This window comes from Paenibacillus sp. JNUCC 35, from assembly GCF_058269095.1.
In genome coordinates, this window is record NZ_CM177771.1 from 2,370,910 (window position 1) to 2,385,202 (window position 14,293).

The window sequence follows — 14,293 nt, forward strand, 5'->3', positions numbered from 1 at the left end:
ATTTCCTTCCCGTATCCCCTACAATAGAAAGAAGGAGAGTACGGAAACGAACCGGTTCTATAGCGCAGCAATATAGCGGCAGAAGTTTCCGGACACACAACATCCGGGAGGAACTTATGATGCTTATCATGAACGAGAAAATAAAAGCGGCCGAGGTGGAGCTTACGGGTTTGAACGGGGAAAAACTCGGAGTAATGCCAAGGGAAGAAGCGCTTAAGCTGGCGAAGGCAGCGGACGCCGATCTGGTCTGCACGTCCTTGATGAGCAGCCCGCCCCCCTGCAAGCTTGCCGCCCGCGGCACGGCGAAGCAGGCGGTCCAGAAAGACAAGCAGGCAGCCCGCCGTCAGGACAAGCCTCTGAAAGTGAAGGAGCTGAGGCTCACCGTTCACATCGAAGACCACGACTACGAAACGAAACAGAGGCAGGCCGAGAAGCTTCTGGCTTCCGGGAACGCCGTACAGCTCGTCGTCCGCATCCAGGGCAAAGAAGGACCGAAAGCGAAGGAGCTTCTGGAACGGCTGGTTAAGGATCTGTTCGCCGCCGGCACGAAGGAGACGAACATCCAGGTCAGCGGCAAGCAGGCGGCAGTACGCGTCAATCCGTCATAGAAACTCGCCTCCGGTATCCGCTCAGAAATGAACGCATGTTTCCGGGCATAGACTCAGGCACGAAAACTAAAAGCGTGGGGTTGTCCGCAGGTGAACCCCGCCATGCGGTGCCGTACGTAACATTGCGCTGCGATTGCAGCGCAGGCGGCGTCCCGCAATCCGGCGCGTTCCCTGCGTCCCGGCAAAAAACAAAAGAGCCGTCTCCCTTTCGAATCAGGGAGACGGCTCTTTTGCCGTTTACATCTGCCCGATCCGGTCGGGACGGGCAGCTTCCTTCCAGCGAGCGCGGATCGCTTCCAGTTCTCCCCGCGGGAGTAGGCCCGGCCCGGCCAGCCGGGCGTTCTGCACCCAGCGGTCCGGTTTGCTCGTGCCTATAATGGCCGTCGAGACGCCGGGAACCGACATGGTGAAGCGAAGCGCTTTTCCGATTGAATCTTCCATCGTTGATTGTGACGCTCAGGCTCCTTTGGGCCGCCGGGAGGCTGCCCCATCCATCCTTTTGCATGTACAGGTCAAAAAAACAGCTCCAACCCGGATGGGTGAAGCTGTTTCGTAATGCGCGGCGCAATCGCTGTAGGGTGCGTTACGCCATGCGTTAAAGGTGCTGCTTATTTCAGGTTTTCGGGGTTCAGGCATTCCAGCTCGGGAATAACGAACCGTCCGTCTTTGCGGATAAGCACATCGTCGAACCAGATTTCGCCGCCGCCGTATTCAGGACGCTGGATAAGCACGATATCCCAGTGAACGGAAGAGCGGTTGCCGTTGTCGGCGATTTCGTAAGCTTGTCCCGGCGTGAAATGAATGGAGCCGTCGATTTTTTCATCGAACAGGGTGTCTTTCATCGGGTGCAGAATGTACGGGTTCACCCCGATCGCAAATTCACCGATATAACGTGCGCCTTCATCCGTATCCAGAATTTCGTTCATGCGGGCGGAGTTGTTGCTCGTCGCTTCAACGATTTTTCCGTTTTCGAATTTCAGGACGACATTCTCGAAAGAAGTTCCGGAGTATACAGTCGGCGTGTTATACGAAATGATACCGTTTACGGTGTTGAGCACAGGAGCGGTGTATACTTCGCCGTCGGGAATGTTGCGTTTGCCGCAGCACTTGATCGCCGGAATGTCTTTGATGGAGAACGAAAGATCGGTGCCCGGAGAAACAAGGCGTACCTTGTCGGTACGGTTCATGAGCTGGACGAGAGGCTCCATCGCCGTTTCCATTTTGCTGTAGTCGAGGTTGCACACCTGGAAGTAGAAGTCTTCGAACGCTTCGGTGCTCGTGTTGGCCAGTTGGGCCATGGAGCCGTTCGGATAGCGCATGACGCACCATTTCGTATGGTTGACACGCTGGTTGGTCACCGGTCTGGAGTACACGCTCATGTACAGCTTCAAGCGGTCTTCCGGAACGTCCGCGGTTTCCGTCACGTTGTCGCCGGCGCGCACGGCCACGTAAGCCTGCATTTCTTTCATGCGGCTCAGTTCGATTTCGGCTTTTTTCTCCAGCGTTTCGCGGGTAGCGCCGAGCATCATGCTGCGGTTGATCGCGGGATCGCGGAGTTCGACGATTGGGTTGCCGCCGACCGCGTACACTTCTTCGATAAAGCACTTCGCGAGCTCCGGATCTTTAACGCCGATCAGCTCGATCAGGATATTTTCGCCCGGCTGAAGTTCAACCGAATAGCGGATAATGTTGCGTGCAAATGTAACCATTCTTGGATCTCTCATGGGCAGGAACTCCTTCTATGTAAAAAATGTCAGTACGGGGTACTGAAGGCATGCTTCTTCCCATTATAGTACATTTTGGGGATGTGTAGAAGACGGCTCCAAAAATAGTGTGAATTATGGAACATACATTCTTCTAGTGGTCAATTATTTCGTGAAATCTGCCGTACGCCTGAGATTACAGTGTGTTCATCGGGACCGTTTCGGGTAAAATGAAAGCAACCACGCAAGGCTAAACGAAAACGGCCACAAGGAGGCGTTCGCAAATGGCGAGAGGCAATACGATGGTGCCTTTTGGATACGAAGAAGAGCCGCCCGCTCAGCGCGGAACACTGCTCGTTTTTGAAACGTTTGAAGACTGGTCAGAGCAAGAAATCGGTCTGGTAGAAGCGATCGCGGACGAGCGTAAATTCAGGAAGGTCGTCTTTTATCCCCAGCATGAAGAAAGCTTGAAGCGGATGGGCGTACCCTGCGCGGTTGCGTATCACAAACGGGTAAAGCTGCTGGAAGACCTGCTCCGGGACAAGCCGGCGGAGAGATACACGGTGGACACGTGGGAAGGCAAGCGCAAGAAATATACCCCCGTCGACACGTCGCTCCGGTTTTTGACCGACAAATACGCCAGCCCTTATTTTGTCATGATGAACGATCGTTATGCAGCCATGTTTGCGGGGTACAAAGGCTTCGACGAATGGATCCGGAAGGTCAGGCTGCTCGTCTGGAGACGGTTCGGCGTGCCGCTTCCGGGCAAGCTACTGGCTTACGGGGACCGTTTGGACTTTATCGGAGAAAACGGGGAAAGCGTTGAAGCCTAAAAAAAATTATCCGGAGGTCAATTCACAAGCGCTCCAGCCGATGGTACAATAGTCGAGGTGTTTTTCATTAGGCTGGGAGGTTTAACATCATGAACGTATCGTCGGTAAAGACGATGAGTCCGACACGCCGCCTGGTGCTTCTGCTGCTGGTTGTCATCATTTCTGGTTTAAGTCAAGGACTTCTGCTCCCGCTGCTTACCATCCTGCTGGAGCAAACAGGGGTATCTTCGGGAGTAAACGGGTTTAACGCCGCCGCCATGTATATCGGCAGCTTCGCATCCATGTTCGTAGTCGAACGGATTCTGTTCGCGCTCGGATACAAGAAAATTTTAATTCTCGGAATCGCTATGGAAACAGTGGCTATTCTGCTGATCCCCGTATGGGGGAATCTTACGTTCTGGTTTATTTTGCGGTTTATTATCGGATTCGGAAATTCCATCCTGCATTACACGACGCAGTTGTGGATCCTCACCTCGGCTCCTCCGGAACGACGGGGCCGCTATATTTCTTATTACGGCATGGCCTACGGAGTCGGATTCAGCATCGGTCCGGCGGGCATCAATCTGCTCGCGCTCGGTTCCTACGCGCCGTTTTTGACGGTGGCGGTGTTCTACACGGTCGTTATTTTGCTGCTGCAAAGGCTTCCCGACCAGAAGGTCCGGTCGGAAGGAAAGGAGTCCCCCGCCCAGAAGCGGTACGGCATCGCGGCCAAAATCGCCTGGTTCGCGCTTATCCCGACCTTCCTGTACGGCTACACCGAAGCGGTGCTGAACAGCAGCTTCCCGCTCTACGGTCTCCGGCTCGGACTCAGCGATACGTCGGTATCTATGCTGCTTCCGCTTGTCGGTTTCGGCGGACTGATTCTGCAGCTGCCGCTCGGCATGCTGAGCGACAAAATCGGCCGCAAGCCGGTGCTTCTGGCGGCCGCCGCGATGGGAGCCGCCGCTTTCCTGGCCGTTCCGTTCGCCGGAAGTTCCGTATGGGGAATCGGCCTTCTCCTGCTGACGGCAGGGGGCATGATCGGGTCCTTCTTCTCGCTGGGACTCGCATACGCGGCCGATCTGCTCCCACGGGAGCTTCTTCCGTCAGCCAACGTGATCGGCTCGATTCTGTTCAGTATCGGCAGCGTTGTCGGGCCTAATCTGGGGGGACTGGGCATTCAGTATATCTCCCTCAGCAGCCTCTTCTTCCTGCTTGGTTCCGTGTATGTCTTGTTCGTTTTTACCGGGCTTGCGGTCCGGACCCGCAAAAGGGGAGGGCCCGACGCCGGAATCGGGCAAGCGTAAACTGTCCCGGGGATTATCATCCTGTTTGCGAGCCGCAGGCGGCCGTAAGCGTCTATCTATCCGCGCGGCTGTGCGCTTGTACTTGCAGCCTGCCGGCCGGATATGTCTGCTTATAGCAGTCAGCAGACGTCGGCTTACGAGGCAGCGATCCTTTTCCGACTCAAAAAGACCTGAATGCAGCGAAGGCTGTATCCAGGTCTTTTTATGCGTCTGCGGTTGCAGCCGTTGTTTTGCTTTGGGAGTTAATTAAGATCCGTCAGCAGGGTATCCATGTAACTTTCCGTTAAGGTGGTGAGCAGGCGTATGCCGATCTCGTTTTCTCCGCCTTCGGGAATGATGATGTCCGCATACTTTTTGGAAGGCTCGATAAAGGCATCATGCATCGGTTTTACCGTCATGATGTACTGATCGACAACCGATTCCAGAGAGCGGCCTCTTTCGTTCGTATCCCGCATAATGCGGCGCAAAATTCTGACGTCCGGGTCCGTATCGACAAACACTTTGATGTCGAGCGCTTTGCGCAGATGCTCGTCCGTCAGGACGTGGATGCCTTCGATCACAATGATCGGCGTGCCTTGAATGTGCAGCGTTTCCGAGGAACGGGCATGCTGTGTAAAATCATATATCGGGACCTGAATCTCACGGCCTTTCCGAAGTTCGCCGAGATGCTTCAGCAGAAGTTCATTTTCAAACGCGTTCGGATGATCGTAATTGATTTTGGCGCGTTCATCCATGGACAGCTCGCTGCGGTCCGCATAGTAATTGTCCTGGCAAATGAGTGTTACGTTTTTCGTTCCGAGCTCGTCTATGATCGAACGGGCGACCGTTGATTTCCCCGAACCGGTTCCCCCGGCTATCCCAATGACTAACATAAATTATGAAGGCCCTCCCTGTTCAGCGCCCTTTAAGATAAGGCCGGCGCTTTATATACCCTGAATAGTTTATCATACTGTAGAATTTTTTCAAAAAGAAAAAGCTCCTTTCGGAGCGTAATTCACCGGACTTGCTTCGGCGTATGGTAATGATCTTCGCTTACTTCCAAATCCTGCTTGGCTTGCTGCAACTGTTCGATCGTCTGTTGGAGCTGCTGACCGTACCGATCCCCGTCGAACGAACGGATTTGGGCGGCCGCTTCGGCTACCTGACGTTTGGCCGAGCCCAGTTTGGCCTGTGCCCGATGGATCGCATTCGGATCGGCCTGTGTAATGGCCTCCTGAAGCTCGTGCTCCGCTTCCTGCGCCGCCAGAATGGCCGCGTCCGCCGCCTCGACGGCATGCCGGATAAACTGCTGGTGCTGCTGACTTTCTACCATGCGTAACAACCTCCTTTTTCTATACGATGTACATTTGCGGGCAGATTCATTCGGTTATTTCCCTTGGCGGAACTATATTTCCTGGGTAAGCGCAAAACTCGATAAACGCGCCAAAATTTCGACATAATATTCTGACAATTTAAAAGGCAATCCGTAATCGTTGAACAACTCGTTATGGAGCGACGTGATTTGGGCACCCTACGAAAGATAACGACAGCGGAGGTGAATGTGCAATGCCGTTCAACAAATCGACCAAAATAGATGACAAGCAAAACAAAAGCCGGTTGAAATCGGAAGCAGTGACCTTAAATTCACGCAAAGCATCGGAGTATCCGCCGAATTTAAACGAAATTAATAAAAACGAATCGTAAAACCTGAAGAGAGTTCGCCCGCTTGTTAAATTCTCATGAATAGACTTGATCCGGCGCTGTTTCCGATAAGGGCAGCGTTTTTTTTGCTTCGGCCAGAAAAGTTTCTAAAGGTTAAAAAAGTTTCCCTATTGCAATATTTATTTTTTTAGGGAATAATAACAGTGAAAAGAGAACTTTTTTTTGCCCTTTATTTTTCCTTAGGGAAACATATTTTCCTCGAGGAAATAATGTGTCTGGTGAGGGGCAAACCACTGAATAAGTTCGCTTACTAATGATCAGGAGGAGAAACAAAAATGAATCGATTGCATGAACGGGCTGTGAAAAGACGCGGGAGATGGAAGAGCCTATCCCTGGTGGTTTTGATCGTCGGAAGCGTGATGGCTCTGTCGGCCTGCAATCCCAAGCCCGCCTCAGTGGCCGGGGATAAGGCCGGAGACGCAGGCAAGGTCCGCATTACGACCACAATCGGTATGATTGCCGATATTGCACGCGAGATAGGCGGAGAGCATGTAGAAGTAACCAGTCTGATGAAATCGGGGGTCGATCCCCATCTATACAAAGCTTCCCAAGGAGATATCTCGAAGCTTGACAAAGCGGACATCATTTTTTATAACGGTCTGCATCTGGAAGGGAAAATGACGGAGATTTTGGAACAAATGGGGGGCAAAAAACCGACGGTTGCCGTGTCTGATCCCATTGACCGCAAGGAGCTCCGTTCGGGAGACGATGCCGGTACCCAGTATGACCCCCACATCTGGTTTAATGTGAAACACTGGATGACCGCTTCGGAAAAAGTCCGGGATGAACTGATCCGATTCGATTCCGCTCACGAACAGGATTACCGCAGCAAGTCCGACGCCTATTTGGCGAAATTAAAAGAACTGGATGTCTACACCCGGTCCGAAATTGCCTCCATACCCGAAGGCGCCCGGGTTCTCGTAACCGCGCACGACGCCTTCGGCTATTTCGGCGACGCATACGACATCAAGGTTATGGGCCTTCAAGGGATGAGCACGGCTTCCGAATACGGGTCTAAGGACGTGACCGATCTGCGCGATTTCCTGGTAACCAACAAAATCAAAGCCGTTTTTATCGAATCCAGCGTTCCCCAGAAAGCGATAGACGCCGTTATCGAAGGCGCTAAGCAGAAAGGCCATGAGGTCAAGATCGGAGGTACTTTGTATTCCGACGCCATGGGTGAGGAAGGCACGAACGAAGGCACGTATATCGGAATGGTCCGCCACAATGTCGACACGATCGTGAAAGCTTTGAAATAAACGAACCAAGGAGGATGTATCATGCAGATTCAGCATCTCGCGCAGGAGAACCGGCAAAAGCCGCCCCTGCTCATTGAAGAAATGACCGTCGCTTACCGGAAGCAGCCGGTACTCAGGCAAGTCACTTTCGCGGCTCCCGAAGGAAGTCTGGTCGGCATAGTCGGACCGAACGGCGCGGGAAAATCGACCCTGATCAAGGCGGCGCTCGGTTTAATCCCGCGGGTAGAGGGGCGGGTGTCCATTTACGGCAAGCCGTACCGGGAACAGCGCAAACGGGTCGGTTACGTTCCGCAGCGGGAATCGGTGGACTGGGATTTCCCGACGAACGCGCTTGATGTCGTCATGATGGGAACCTACGGCCGGCTCGGCTGGTTTCGCAGACCCGGCGGGGCCGAGCGGAAGCTGGCGCTGGATTGCCTGGAAAAGGTCGGGATGGCCGACTTTGCCTCCCGTCAGATCAGCCAGTTGTCCGGCGGGCAGCAGCAGCGCGTTTTTCTGGCAAGAGCGCTGGCTCAAAACGCGGACTTGTATTTTATGGATGAGCCGTTCGTCGGTGTGGATGCCGCAACGGAGCGTGCGATTATTACGCTGCTGGAAGAGCTGAAAAATCAGGGGAAAACGGTGCTGGTCGTCCATCATGACCTGTCGACTGTGGAAGAATACTTCGATACGGTCATGCTGCTGAATGTCAGTCTGATTGCCGCGGGTCCCGTATCCGAGGTATTTAACCGAAACAATCTTCAAAAAACTTACGGGGGTCGTCTGGCTCTGCTGGACCGGCGTTTGTAGAAGCTAACGGAAAGGAGAGAGGTTGCTTTGCTGAATTGGTTAGAAGCTTTGAAGGATCCCAATACGCAGTGGATTCTCTACGGCAGTTCGCTCCTGGGACTCAGCGGCGGTGTGCTGGGCAGCTTTGCTTATTTGCGGAAGCAGTCTTTAATGGGAGACGCGCTGTCTCACGCGGCGTTGCCCGGCGTGTGCGCGGCTTTTATGGTGACCGGGTCCAAGTCCATCCTGGGTTTTCTTGCCGGAGCCGCTATCTCGGGTTTATTAGCTACGTTAAGTATCGGCTGGATGACCCGGCACTCCAAAATAAAGCAGGATACGGCTCTAGGCATCGTTTTATCCGTCTTTTTCGGTTTCGGCATTGTTCTGCTGACTCAGATTCAGCACAGTCCCAGCGGCAATCAGAGCGGACTGGATAAGTTCCTGTTCGGGCAGGCGGCATCCATGGTTATGAAGGACGTCTACACCATGGCGGGCGTTTCCGTCCTGCTCTTGCTCGTTTGCTCGCTGTTTTACAAAGAGCTGAAGCTTACCAGCTTCGATACGGGATTTGCCAAAGGAATCGGTTATCCGACCGCGCTGCTCGACCAGTTTGTCCTGCTGCTCATTCTGGTTGCCGTCGTTACAGGCATTCAAGCGGTGGGGGTCGTTCTGATGGCGGCGCTGCTCATCACTCCGGCGGTCGCGGCAAGATACTGGACGGAAAAGCTCGGAACCATGGTCGTTCTGTCCGGCTTGTTCGGTGCGATAAGCGGTGCGCTGGGTACTCTGCTCAGCACGATCGGCAGCAATATGCCGACGGGTCCGCTCAGCGTTCTTGCGGCAACGGCCTGGTTCCTGGTTTCGCTCGTGTTCGGCACGCGCAAGGGACTCATGCCCAAACTTCTGCTTAAATGGTCGGTATACCGTTCGGTTCAAAAGGCGAAACTCCCGTATGGGGGCAAGGGAGCGCAGAGGGAAGGGGTGAGTGTCGGTGATTAGCGGATGGATTATTCTAACCGGCGTTCTTGTCGCTTGCGCCTGCTCTTTGGTCGGGTGTTTCCTGGTATTGAGGAATATGGCCATGATCGGCGACGCCATCAGTCATTCCGTTTTGCCGGGTATTGTGATCGCATTTCTGATCAGCAGCTCCCGGGATTCCTTCGTCATGATGCTGGGGGCATCCGCGGTCGGTCTGCTTACCGTTTTCTTAATCCAGTTTTTTAAGCAGAGCGGAGTACAGGCCGATGCTTCCATCGGTGTCGTCTTTACGGCGCTTTTTGCGGTAGGGGTCGTACTTGTCAGCCTTTATGCGGGTCATATCGACCTGGATTTGGATTGTGTTCTGTACGGTGAAATTGCTTATGTGCCTTGGGATACCCTCACGATTGCCGGAATAGCCGCGGGGCCCAAAGCAGTCTGGGCGGTCGGTCTGACTCTTCTCCTCAGCCTGCTGCTCATCGGAATGTTTTTCAAGCAATTTAAACTCTGTTCCTTCGATCCGGCGATGGCTGCCGCTTTGGGAATTCCCGTGGCGTTGTTTCATTATTTGCTCATGGGGCTCGTTTCGATGACGACTGTAGCTTCGTTCGAAAGCGTAGGCGCTATTCTCGTTGTCGGTATGCTCGTCGTGCCGCCTGCGACAGCCTATCTTCTGACGGAACGGCTGAGTGTTATGATTCCGCTCAGTATGGGGATCGGAGCGGCAAGCGCGGTTCTGGGTTACGGGTTAGCCTACCTGCTGGACGCATCCATAGCGGGCTGTATCATTTGTGCCGCGGGAGGGCTGTTCGTCCTTGCTTTTCTGTTTTCCCCCGGTCAAGGCGTCGTAGTCCGCAAGTGGAGCCGGCCCCGCCCTTCTGATAACCGGAAACCCGCATAAAGCGGGTTTTTATTTTGCGTTCAGGAAGCGGATTTGATAGGGAAAGCTCGGGACGCCCTCCAAAAGTAAGAAAATCCCCGTAAAATCACGATGCATACCGTTTTGTTTAGCGGTAAAATTGTAGTATGCTAATCATACTGGAACGAGAGATATAAAGGGAGGGGCGGAAATGGCTTCACTTGGTTTGGTGCTTGAGGGCGGAGGAATGCGCGGCGTTTATACCGCGGGGGTTCTCGAGTATTTAATGGAGAAGGACTGGTACGTTCCTTACGTAATCGGCGTTTCTGCCGGCGCATGCAATGCGGCATCGTATCTTTCCCGGCAGCCGGGGCGCAATAAGAAAGTCACGATCGGGTTCGTTACCGACCGCAGATATATCAGTTACCGCAATCTGATCCGGGAAAAGAGCATCTTCGGGATGGATTTTATCTTCGACGAGATTCCGAATAACTTGGTTCCTTTCGATTTTCAAACCTTTTACGGAGAAAGTCATGAACTGGTAATCGGAACGACGGATGCGTTAAGCGGAGAAGCGGTCTTTTTCCGGAAAAATGAAGCGCCCGAAATGTCGCTTTCGCTTATCCGGGCTTCAAGCTCGCTGCCGTTCGTCTCTCAGCCCGTGCTGTATCAGGAGAGAACGCTGTTTGACGGCGGCATCACGGCGCCCATTCCGATTCATCAGTCGATGAAAGACGGGAACGAACGCAATATCGTGGTGCTCACCCGCCCGAAGGGCTACCGGAAGAAACCGTTCAAGCAGCAGTGGCTGGCTCAGCGGTTTTATCCGTCCTATCCGGGTCTTGTCCGCGCAATGGTAGAGCGCAGCTTGGTTTACAACCGGACGCTGGATGAAATCGAGCGGCTGGAACGGGACGGCAAAGTCATCGTGATCCGTCCGTCAGCCCCGTTCAAGGTAGGGCGGATGGAGAAGGATGCGTCCAGGCTCGAAGCGCTGCACGATCTGGGCTACAAAGATGCCTCGGAAGCGAAAGAAAAATTGCAGGAGTGGCTGTCTTAGCGGACTAGCCCTGCCCTTTACCTGGACAAACGGGGACCGTATGCTATAATAGACCCAGAAATGCACGACAACCGAATAAGACGCAGGGGTGCTGGAATCGGCCGGCTGAGATTGTATCCCATAAAGATACTGACCCTTACACCTGATCTGGATAATGCCAGCGTAGGAAACCGTACGGATACTATCGACTTTATGTGCGCTCCCGATCAGGGGGCGCTTTTTGGCTTGTCTGCGGATAAAGAAGGAGAGAAGACGATGAAACGGGTCATACGTACAACAGCGCTTGCCGCGGCTTTTGCCGTTGCGCTTGCCGGATGCGGCAAATCAGGGGGAAATGAAGGGGCGCAATCGTCGCCGGAAGCGGCGCAGACGCCTGCAGCGGTTCAGAAAACGGACATCAAAGTCGTTCTGGACTGGTCGCCCAACACGAATCATACCGGCCTTTACGTCGCTAAAGCCAAAGGCTATTTTGCGGAAAAAGGGTTAAATGTAGACATCATCCAGCCGGGAGCGGGAGGCGCGGACGCCATGGTCGCTTCGGGTGCAGCGGACTTCGGCGTAAGCTACCAGGAAGGAATTACGCAGGCCCGTACGCAAAGCGTGCCGATCGTTTCCATTGCGGCGATTATTCAGCACAATACGTCGGGTTTCGCCTCTCCGGCCGCTAAAAATATCAAGAAGCCCAAAGATTTCGAGGGTAAAACATACGGCGGGTGGGGATCTCCGGCCGAGAATGCGATGATCGACTCGCTGATGCAGACCGATAAGGCCGATCCGTCGAAGGTGAAAATCGTCAACATGGGCGACGCGGATTTCTTTACCGCCGTGAAGCGCGATATTGATTTCGCTTGGATTTATTACGGTTGGACAGGCATTGAATCCGAGCTTCGCAAGGAGCCGTTGAATATGGTTTATCTTACCGACTACTCGAAACAGCTCGATTACTATACACCGGTCCTCGCCACCAGCGAGAAAGTGATCAAAGAAAAGCCCGAGCTCGTCAAATCGTTCCTGGAGGCGGCTTCGAAAGGCTACCAGTTCGCGATCGACAAGCCGGAGGAGGCGGCGGGGGTTTTGTCCGAAGCGGTACCGGAGCTGGACAAGAACCTCGTGCTCGCCAGCCAGAAATGGCTGAGCCCGAAATACAAGGACGATGCTCCGCGTTGGGGCGAGCAGAAAAAAGAGGTATGGGAAAATTACGCGAAATGGATGCTCGATCACAAGCTTCTGGAGAAAAGCCTGGAAGCCGATAAGGCCTTTACGAACGAGTTTCTGCCCGCTGCCGGCAAGTGATGTCCGAAGCGGTGAAAATTTTCATCCGGTTTGCCTTATACGTTCATACATGATGCCGTTCTGCCAAGTGCGGCGAGGAGGATTTTCTTATGGCTAATGCACTCGTCAGTATTCAGATTATCCCGAAAACGAAAAACGGGGAAGATGTGATCCCTTATGTGGACCACGCAATCGAAGTGATTCAGCAATCTGGCGTCAAGCACGAGGTTCATCCGCTGGAAACGACGATGGAAGGCGATTTGAACGAACTGCTGGACGTGATCCGGAAAATGAACGAAGCGATGATCGAGTTCGGCAGCCCCAATGTCATCTCGCAAGTGAAGATCTATTTCAATCCCGAGGGCGCATCGATGGACAAGCTGACGGAGAAATATCGTCCATGATCCGTTCCTTATGGAAGAAAGGATGGCCGCCTCTACTGACGGCCATCCTTCTGCTGCTTTTATGGCAGCTTGGCGTCACTTGGGCCGGTACGCCGGCCTGGAGGCTTCCGGCGCCCTTGCAGATTGTGGAGGAAGGCATCCGGCAGGCGCCCCTGCTGAGCAAGCACGTGAGCTTTACGGTCTCCATTACACTGCTTGGCTTTGCAATCGGCTCGGCGCTCGGGCTGCTCATCGCCTGCCTGCTTCATGTGATCCCCGGAATGAAAGCGGCCTTCTATCCGCTGCTGGTCTTGTCCCAGAACGTTCCGACGATCGCGCTGGCGCCGCTCTTGATGATCTGGTTCGGCTTCGGGCTTCTGCCGAAGCTTATTGTCATCACGCTTGTCTGTTTCTTCCCGGTAACGGTAGCGGCGCTCGGAGGGCTGTCAAACCCCGATCCGGGCATGCACCGTTATCTGGAAATGATCGGAGCACGGCGCAGCCAGCTGTTCTGGAAGCTGGAGCTTCCCTACGCGCTGCCGTCCGTCTTCTCGGGGCTCAAAATTTCCGCCACCTACAGCGTCATGGGCGGGGTTATCGCCGAATGGCTCGGTTCCGACAAAGGAATCGGCGTTTTTATGCTGCTGGCCAAGTCTTCTTTCCGCACAGACCGGGTGTTCGTGGCCATCTTCCTTATTGTCGTTCTGAGTCTCCTTCTGTTCGGAGCCATCGTGCTGCTGGAAAAATGGACTGTCCGCTGGAAACCCGATAAACATTAGGAGGAGTGAAGCGATGAAAAAGCTGGAATTAAAAGAGATTTCCAAGTCGTTCTCCACAGGCGGGAGCGATACGAAAATTCTTAACGGGATTAACCTTCATGTAAACGAAGGGGAATTCGTCTCCCTGATCGGTCCTTCCGGCAGCGGGAAAACGACGCTGTTTCACCTCATAGGCGGATTGATCCGGCCTTCGTCGGGACAGATTGTTATGGAGGGCAGCGACGTGACCGGCAGGAAAGGACTCGTCAGCTATATGCCCCAACAGGCGTCTTTGTTTCCTTGGAGGACTGTGGAAGAGAACGTGATCCTGGCCCGGGAAACGGCAGGCCTGCCTAAAGCGGAATCGCTGGAGCTGGCTAGGGAATGGCTGGCTAAAGTGGGTCTGCAAGGCTATGAGAAGGAGCATCCCCACGTCTTGTCCGGGGGAATGCAGCAGCGCGTCTCGTTTCTGCGGGCTCTGCTCAGTCCTCAAGAGCTGATGTGTCTGGACGAGCCGTTCGGTGCGCTGGACGCGTTGACGCGTGAAGAAATGCAGCACTGGCTGCTTAAAATATGGGAACAGAATAAGCGCTCCGTACTCTTCATTACGCATAGTCTGGAAGAGGCTCTGCTGCTTTCGGACCGCATCTATCTGCTGTCGGATAAGCCGACCAGGATCGAAAGAGAGGTCATCGTTCCTTTCGAGCGTCCGCGTGCGCTCACGATTACGGAAGATCCGGCATTTATCTCAATGAAAAGAGAACTGATCAATCTGATGAAGTCCGTAGGAAGCGGAAGCTGAAACATTCAGCTCCACTGCCTGCG

General features: G+C 53.9%; 16 protein-coding genes and 1 riboswitch. Of the genes, 12 read left to right on the top strand and 4 right to left on the bottom strand.

Annotation, left to right across the window (positions count from 1 at the left end):
• Positions 1–119 precede the first annotated feature (119 nt).
• Positions 120–608: a translation initiation factor IF-3 gene (infC, locus tag AC2TF6_RS10960; RefSeq protein WP_491311624.1), complete on the top strand. Its 489-nt coding sequence runs from the start codon at positions 120–122 to the stop codon at positions 606–608.
• A 237-nt stretch (positions 609–845) separates the two neighbouring features.
• Here infC and AC2TF6_RS10965 read toward each other — a convergent pair whose 3' ends face one another.
• Both AC2TF6_RS10965 and AC2TF6_RS10970 read right to left on the bottom strand, forming a co-directional pair.
• Positions 846–1,049, bottom strand: a complete 204-nt coding sequence (locus tag AC2TF6_RS10965; RefSeq protein ID WP_491311008.1) for a hypothetical protein — start codon at positions 1,047–1,049, stop codon at positions 846–848.
• Between the two features lie 167 nt (positions 1,050–1,216).
• The gene (locus AC2TF6_RS10970) at positions 1,217–2,332 is read right to left on the bottom strand and encodes an aminopeptidase (RefSeq protein WP_217559246.1); all 1,116 of its coding nucleotides are present in this window, start codon (positions 2,330–2,332) and stop codon (positions 1,217–1,219) included.
• A gap of 263 nt (positions 2,333–2,595) precedes the next feature.
• Between AC2TF6_RS10970 and AC2TF6_RS10975 the strand changes: the two genes are divergently transcribed.
• Positions 2,596–3,144 (top strand): hypothetical protein, encoded by a 549-nt coding sequence (locus tag AC2TF6_RS10975; protein ID WP_491311009.1) that lies wholly within the window; start codon positions 2,596–2,598, stop codon positions 3,142–3,144.
• 89 nt (positions 3,145–3,233) lie between these two features.
• Positions 3,234–4,430 (top strand): MFS transporter, encoded by a 1,197-nt coding sequence (locus AC2TF6_RS10980; protein ID WP_491311010.1) that lies wholly within the window; start codon positions 3,234–3,236, stop codon positions 4,428–4,430.
• A gap of 242 nt (positions 4,431–4,672) precedes the next feature.
• On the opposite strand, the gene udk is transcribed toward AC2TF6_RS10980, so the two are convergent.
• Entirely contained in the window at positions 4,673–5,302 is a 630-nt protein-coding gene (udk, locus tag AC2TF6_RS10985) for a uridine kinase (protein WP_491311011.1), read from the bottom strand.
• Positions 5,303–5,424: 122 nt separating this feature from the next.
• On the bottom strand, positions 5,425–5,742 hold the full coding sequence (locus tag AC2TF6_RS10990; RefSeq protein WP_491311012.1) for a hypothetical protein: 318 nt from the start codon (positions 5,740–5,742) through the stop codon (positions 5,425–5,427).
• A 664-nt stretch (positions 5,743–6,406) separates the two neighbouring features.
• Here AC2TF6_RS10990 and AC2TF6_RS10995 point away from each other — a divergent pair.
• The 9 genes from AC2TF6_RS10995 (at position 6,407) to AC2TF6_RS11035 (ending at position 14,270) form a co-directional block, all read left to right on the top strand.
• Positions 6,407–7,390: a metal ABC transporter solute-binding protein, Zn/Mn family gene (locus tag AC2TF6_RS10995; RefSeq protein ID WP_491311013.1), complete on the top strand. Its 984-nt coding sequence runs from the start codon at positions 6,407–6,409 to the stop codon at positions 7,388–7,390.
• Between the two features lie 21 nt (positions 7,391–7,411).
• Entirely contained in the window at positions 7,412–8,179 is a 768-nt protein-coding gene (locus tag AC2TF6_RS11000; protein ID WP_491311014.1) for a metal ABC transporter ATP-binding protein, read from the top strand.
• A 27-nt stretch (positions 8,180–8,206) separates the two neighbouring features.
• Positions 8,207–9,157: a metal ABC transporter permease gene (locus AC2TF6_RS11005; protein WP_491311015.1), complete on the top strand. Its 951-nt coding sequence runs from the start codon at positions 8,207–8,209 to the stop codon at positions 9,155–9,157.
• The gene (locus tag AC2TF6_RS11010) at positions 9,144–10,037 is read left to right on the top strand and encodes a metal ABC transporter permease (protein WP_491311016.1); all 894 of its coding nucleotides are present in this window, start codon (positions 9,144–9,146) and stop codon (positions 10,035–10,037) included. The genes AC2TF6_RS11005 and AC2TF6_RS11010 overlap by 14 nt, the downstream gene beginning before the upstream one ends.
• 169 nt (positions 10,038–10,206) lie before the next feature.
• The gene (locus AC2TF6_RS11015; protein ID WP_491311017.1) at positions 10,207–11,055 is read left to right on the top strand and encodes a patatin-like phospholipase family protein; all 849 of its coding nucleotides are present in this window, start codon (positions 10,207–10,209) and stop codon (positions 11,053–11,055) included.
• A gap of 74 nt (positions 11,056–11,129) precedes the next feature.
• A riboswitch (TPP riboswitch) is annotated at positions 11,130–11,242 on the top strand.
• Positions 11,243–11,310: 68 nt separating this feature from the next.
• Positions 11,311–12,348 carry an ABC transporter substrate-binding protein gene (locus tag AC2TF6_RS11020; protein WP_491311018.1) on the top strand — a complete coding sequence of 346 codons (1,038 nt, stop codon included), beginning with the start codon at positions 11,311–11,313 and terminating at the stop codon, positions 12,346–12,348.
• 89 nt (positions 12,349–12,437) lie between these two features.
• Positions 12,438–12,731 carry an MTH1187 family thiamine-binding protein gene (locus AC2TF6_RS11025; RefSeq protein WP_491311019.1) on the top strand — a complete coding sequence of 98 codons (294 nt, stop codon included), beginning with the start codon at positions 12,438–12,440 and terminating at the stop codon, positions 12,729–12,731.
• Complete coding sequence (locus tag AC2TF6_RS11030; protein ID WP_491311020.1) at positions 12,728–13,489, top strand: ABC transporter permease; 762 nt, start codon at positions 12,728–12,730, stop codon at positions 13,487–13,489. The genes AC2TF6_RS11025 and AC2TF6_RS11030 overlap by 4 nt, the downstream gene beginning before the upstream one ends.
• 13 nt (positions 13,490–13,502) lie before the next feature.
• On the top strand, positions 13,503–14,270 hold the full coding sequence (locus tag AC2TF6_RS11035; RefSeq protein WP_491311021.1) for an ABC transporter ATP-binding protein: 768 nt from the start codon (positions 13,503–13,505) through the stop codon (positions 14,268–14,270).
• Positions 14,271–14,293: the final 23 nt, after the last annotated feature.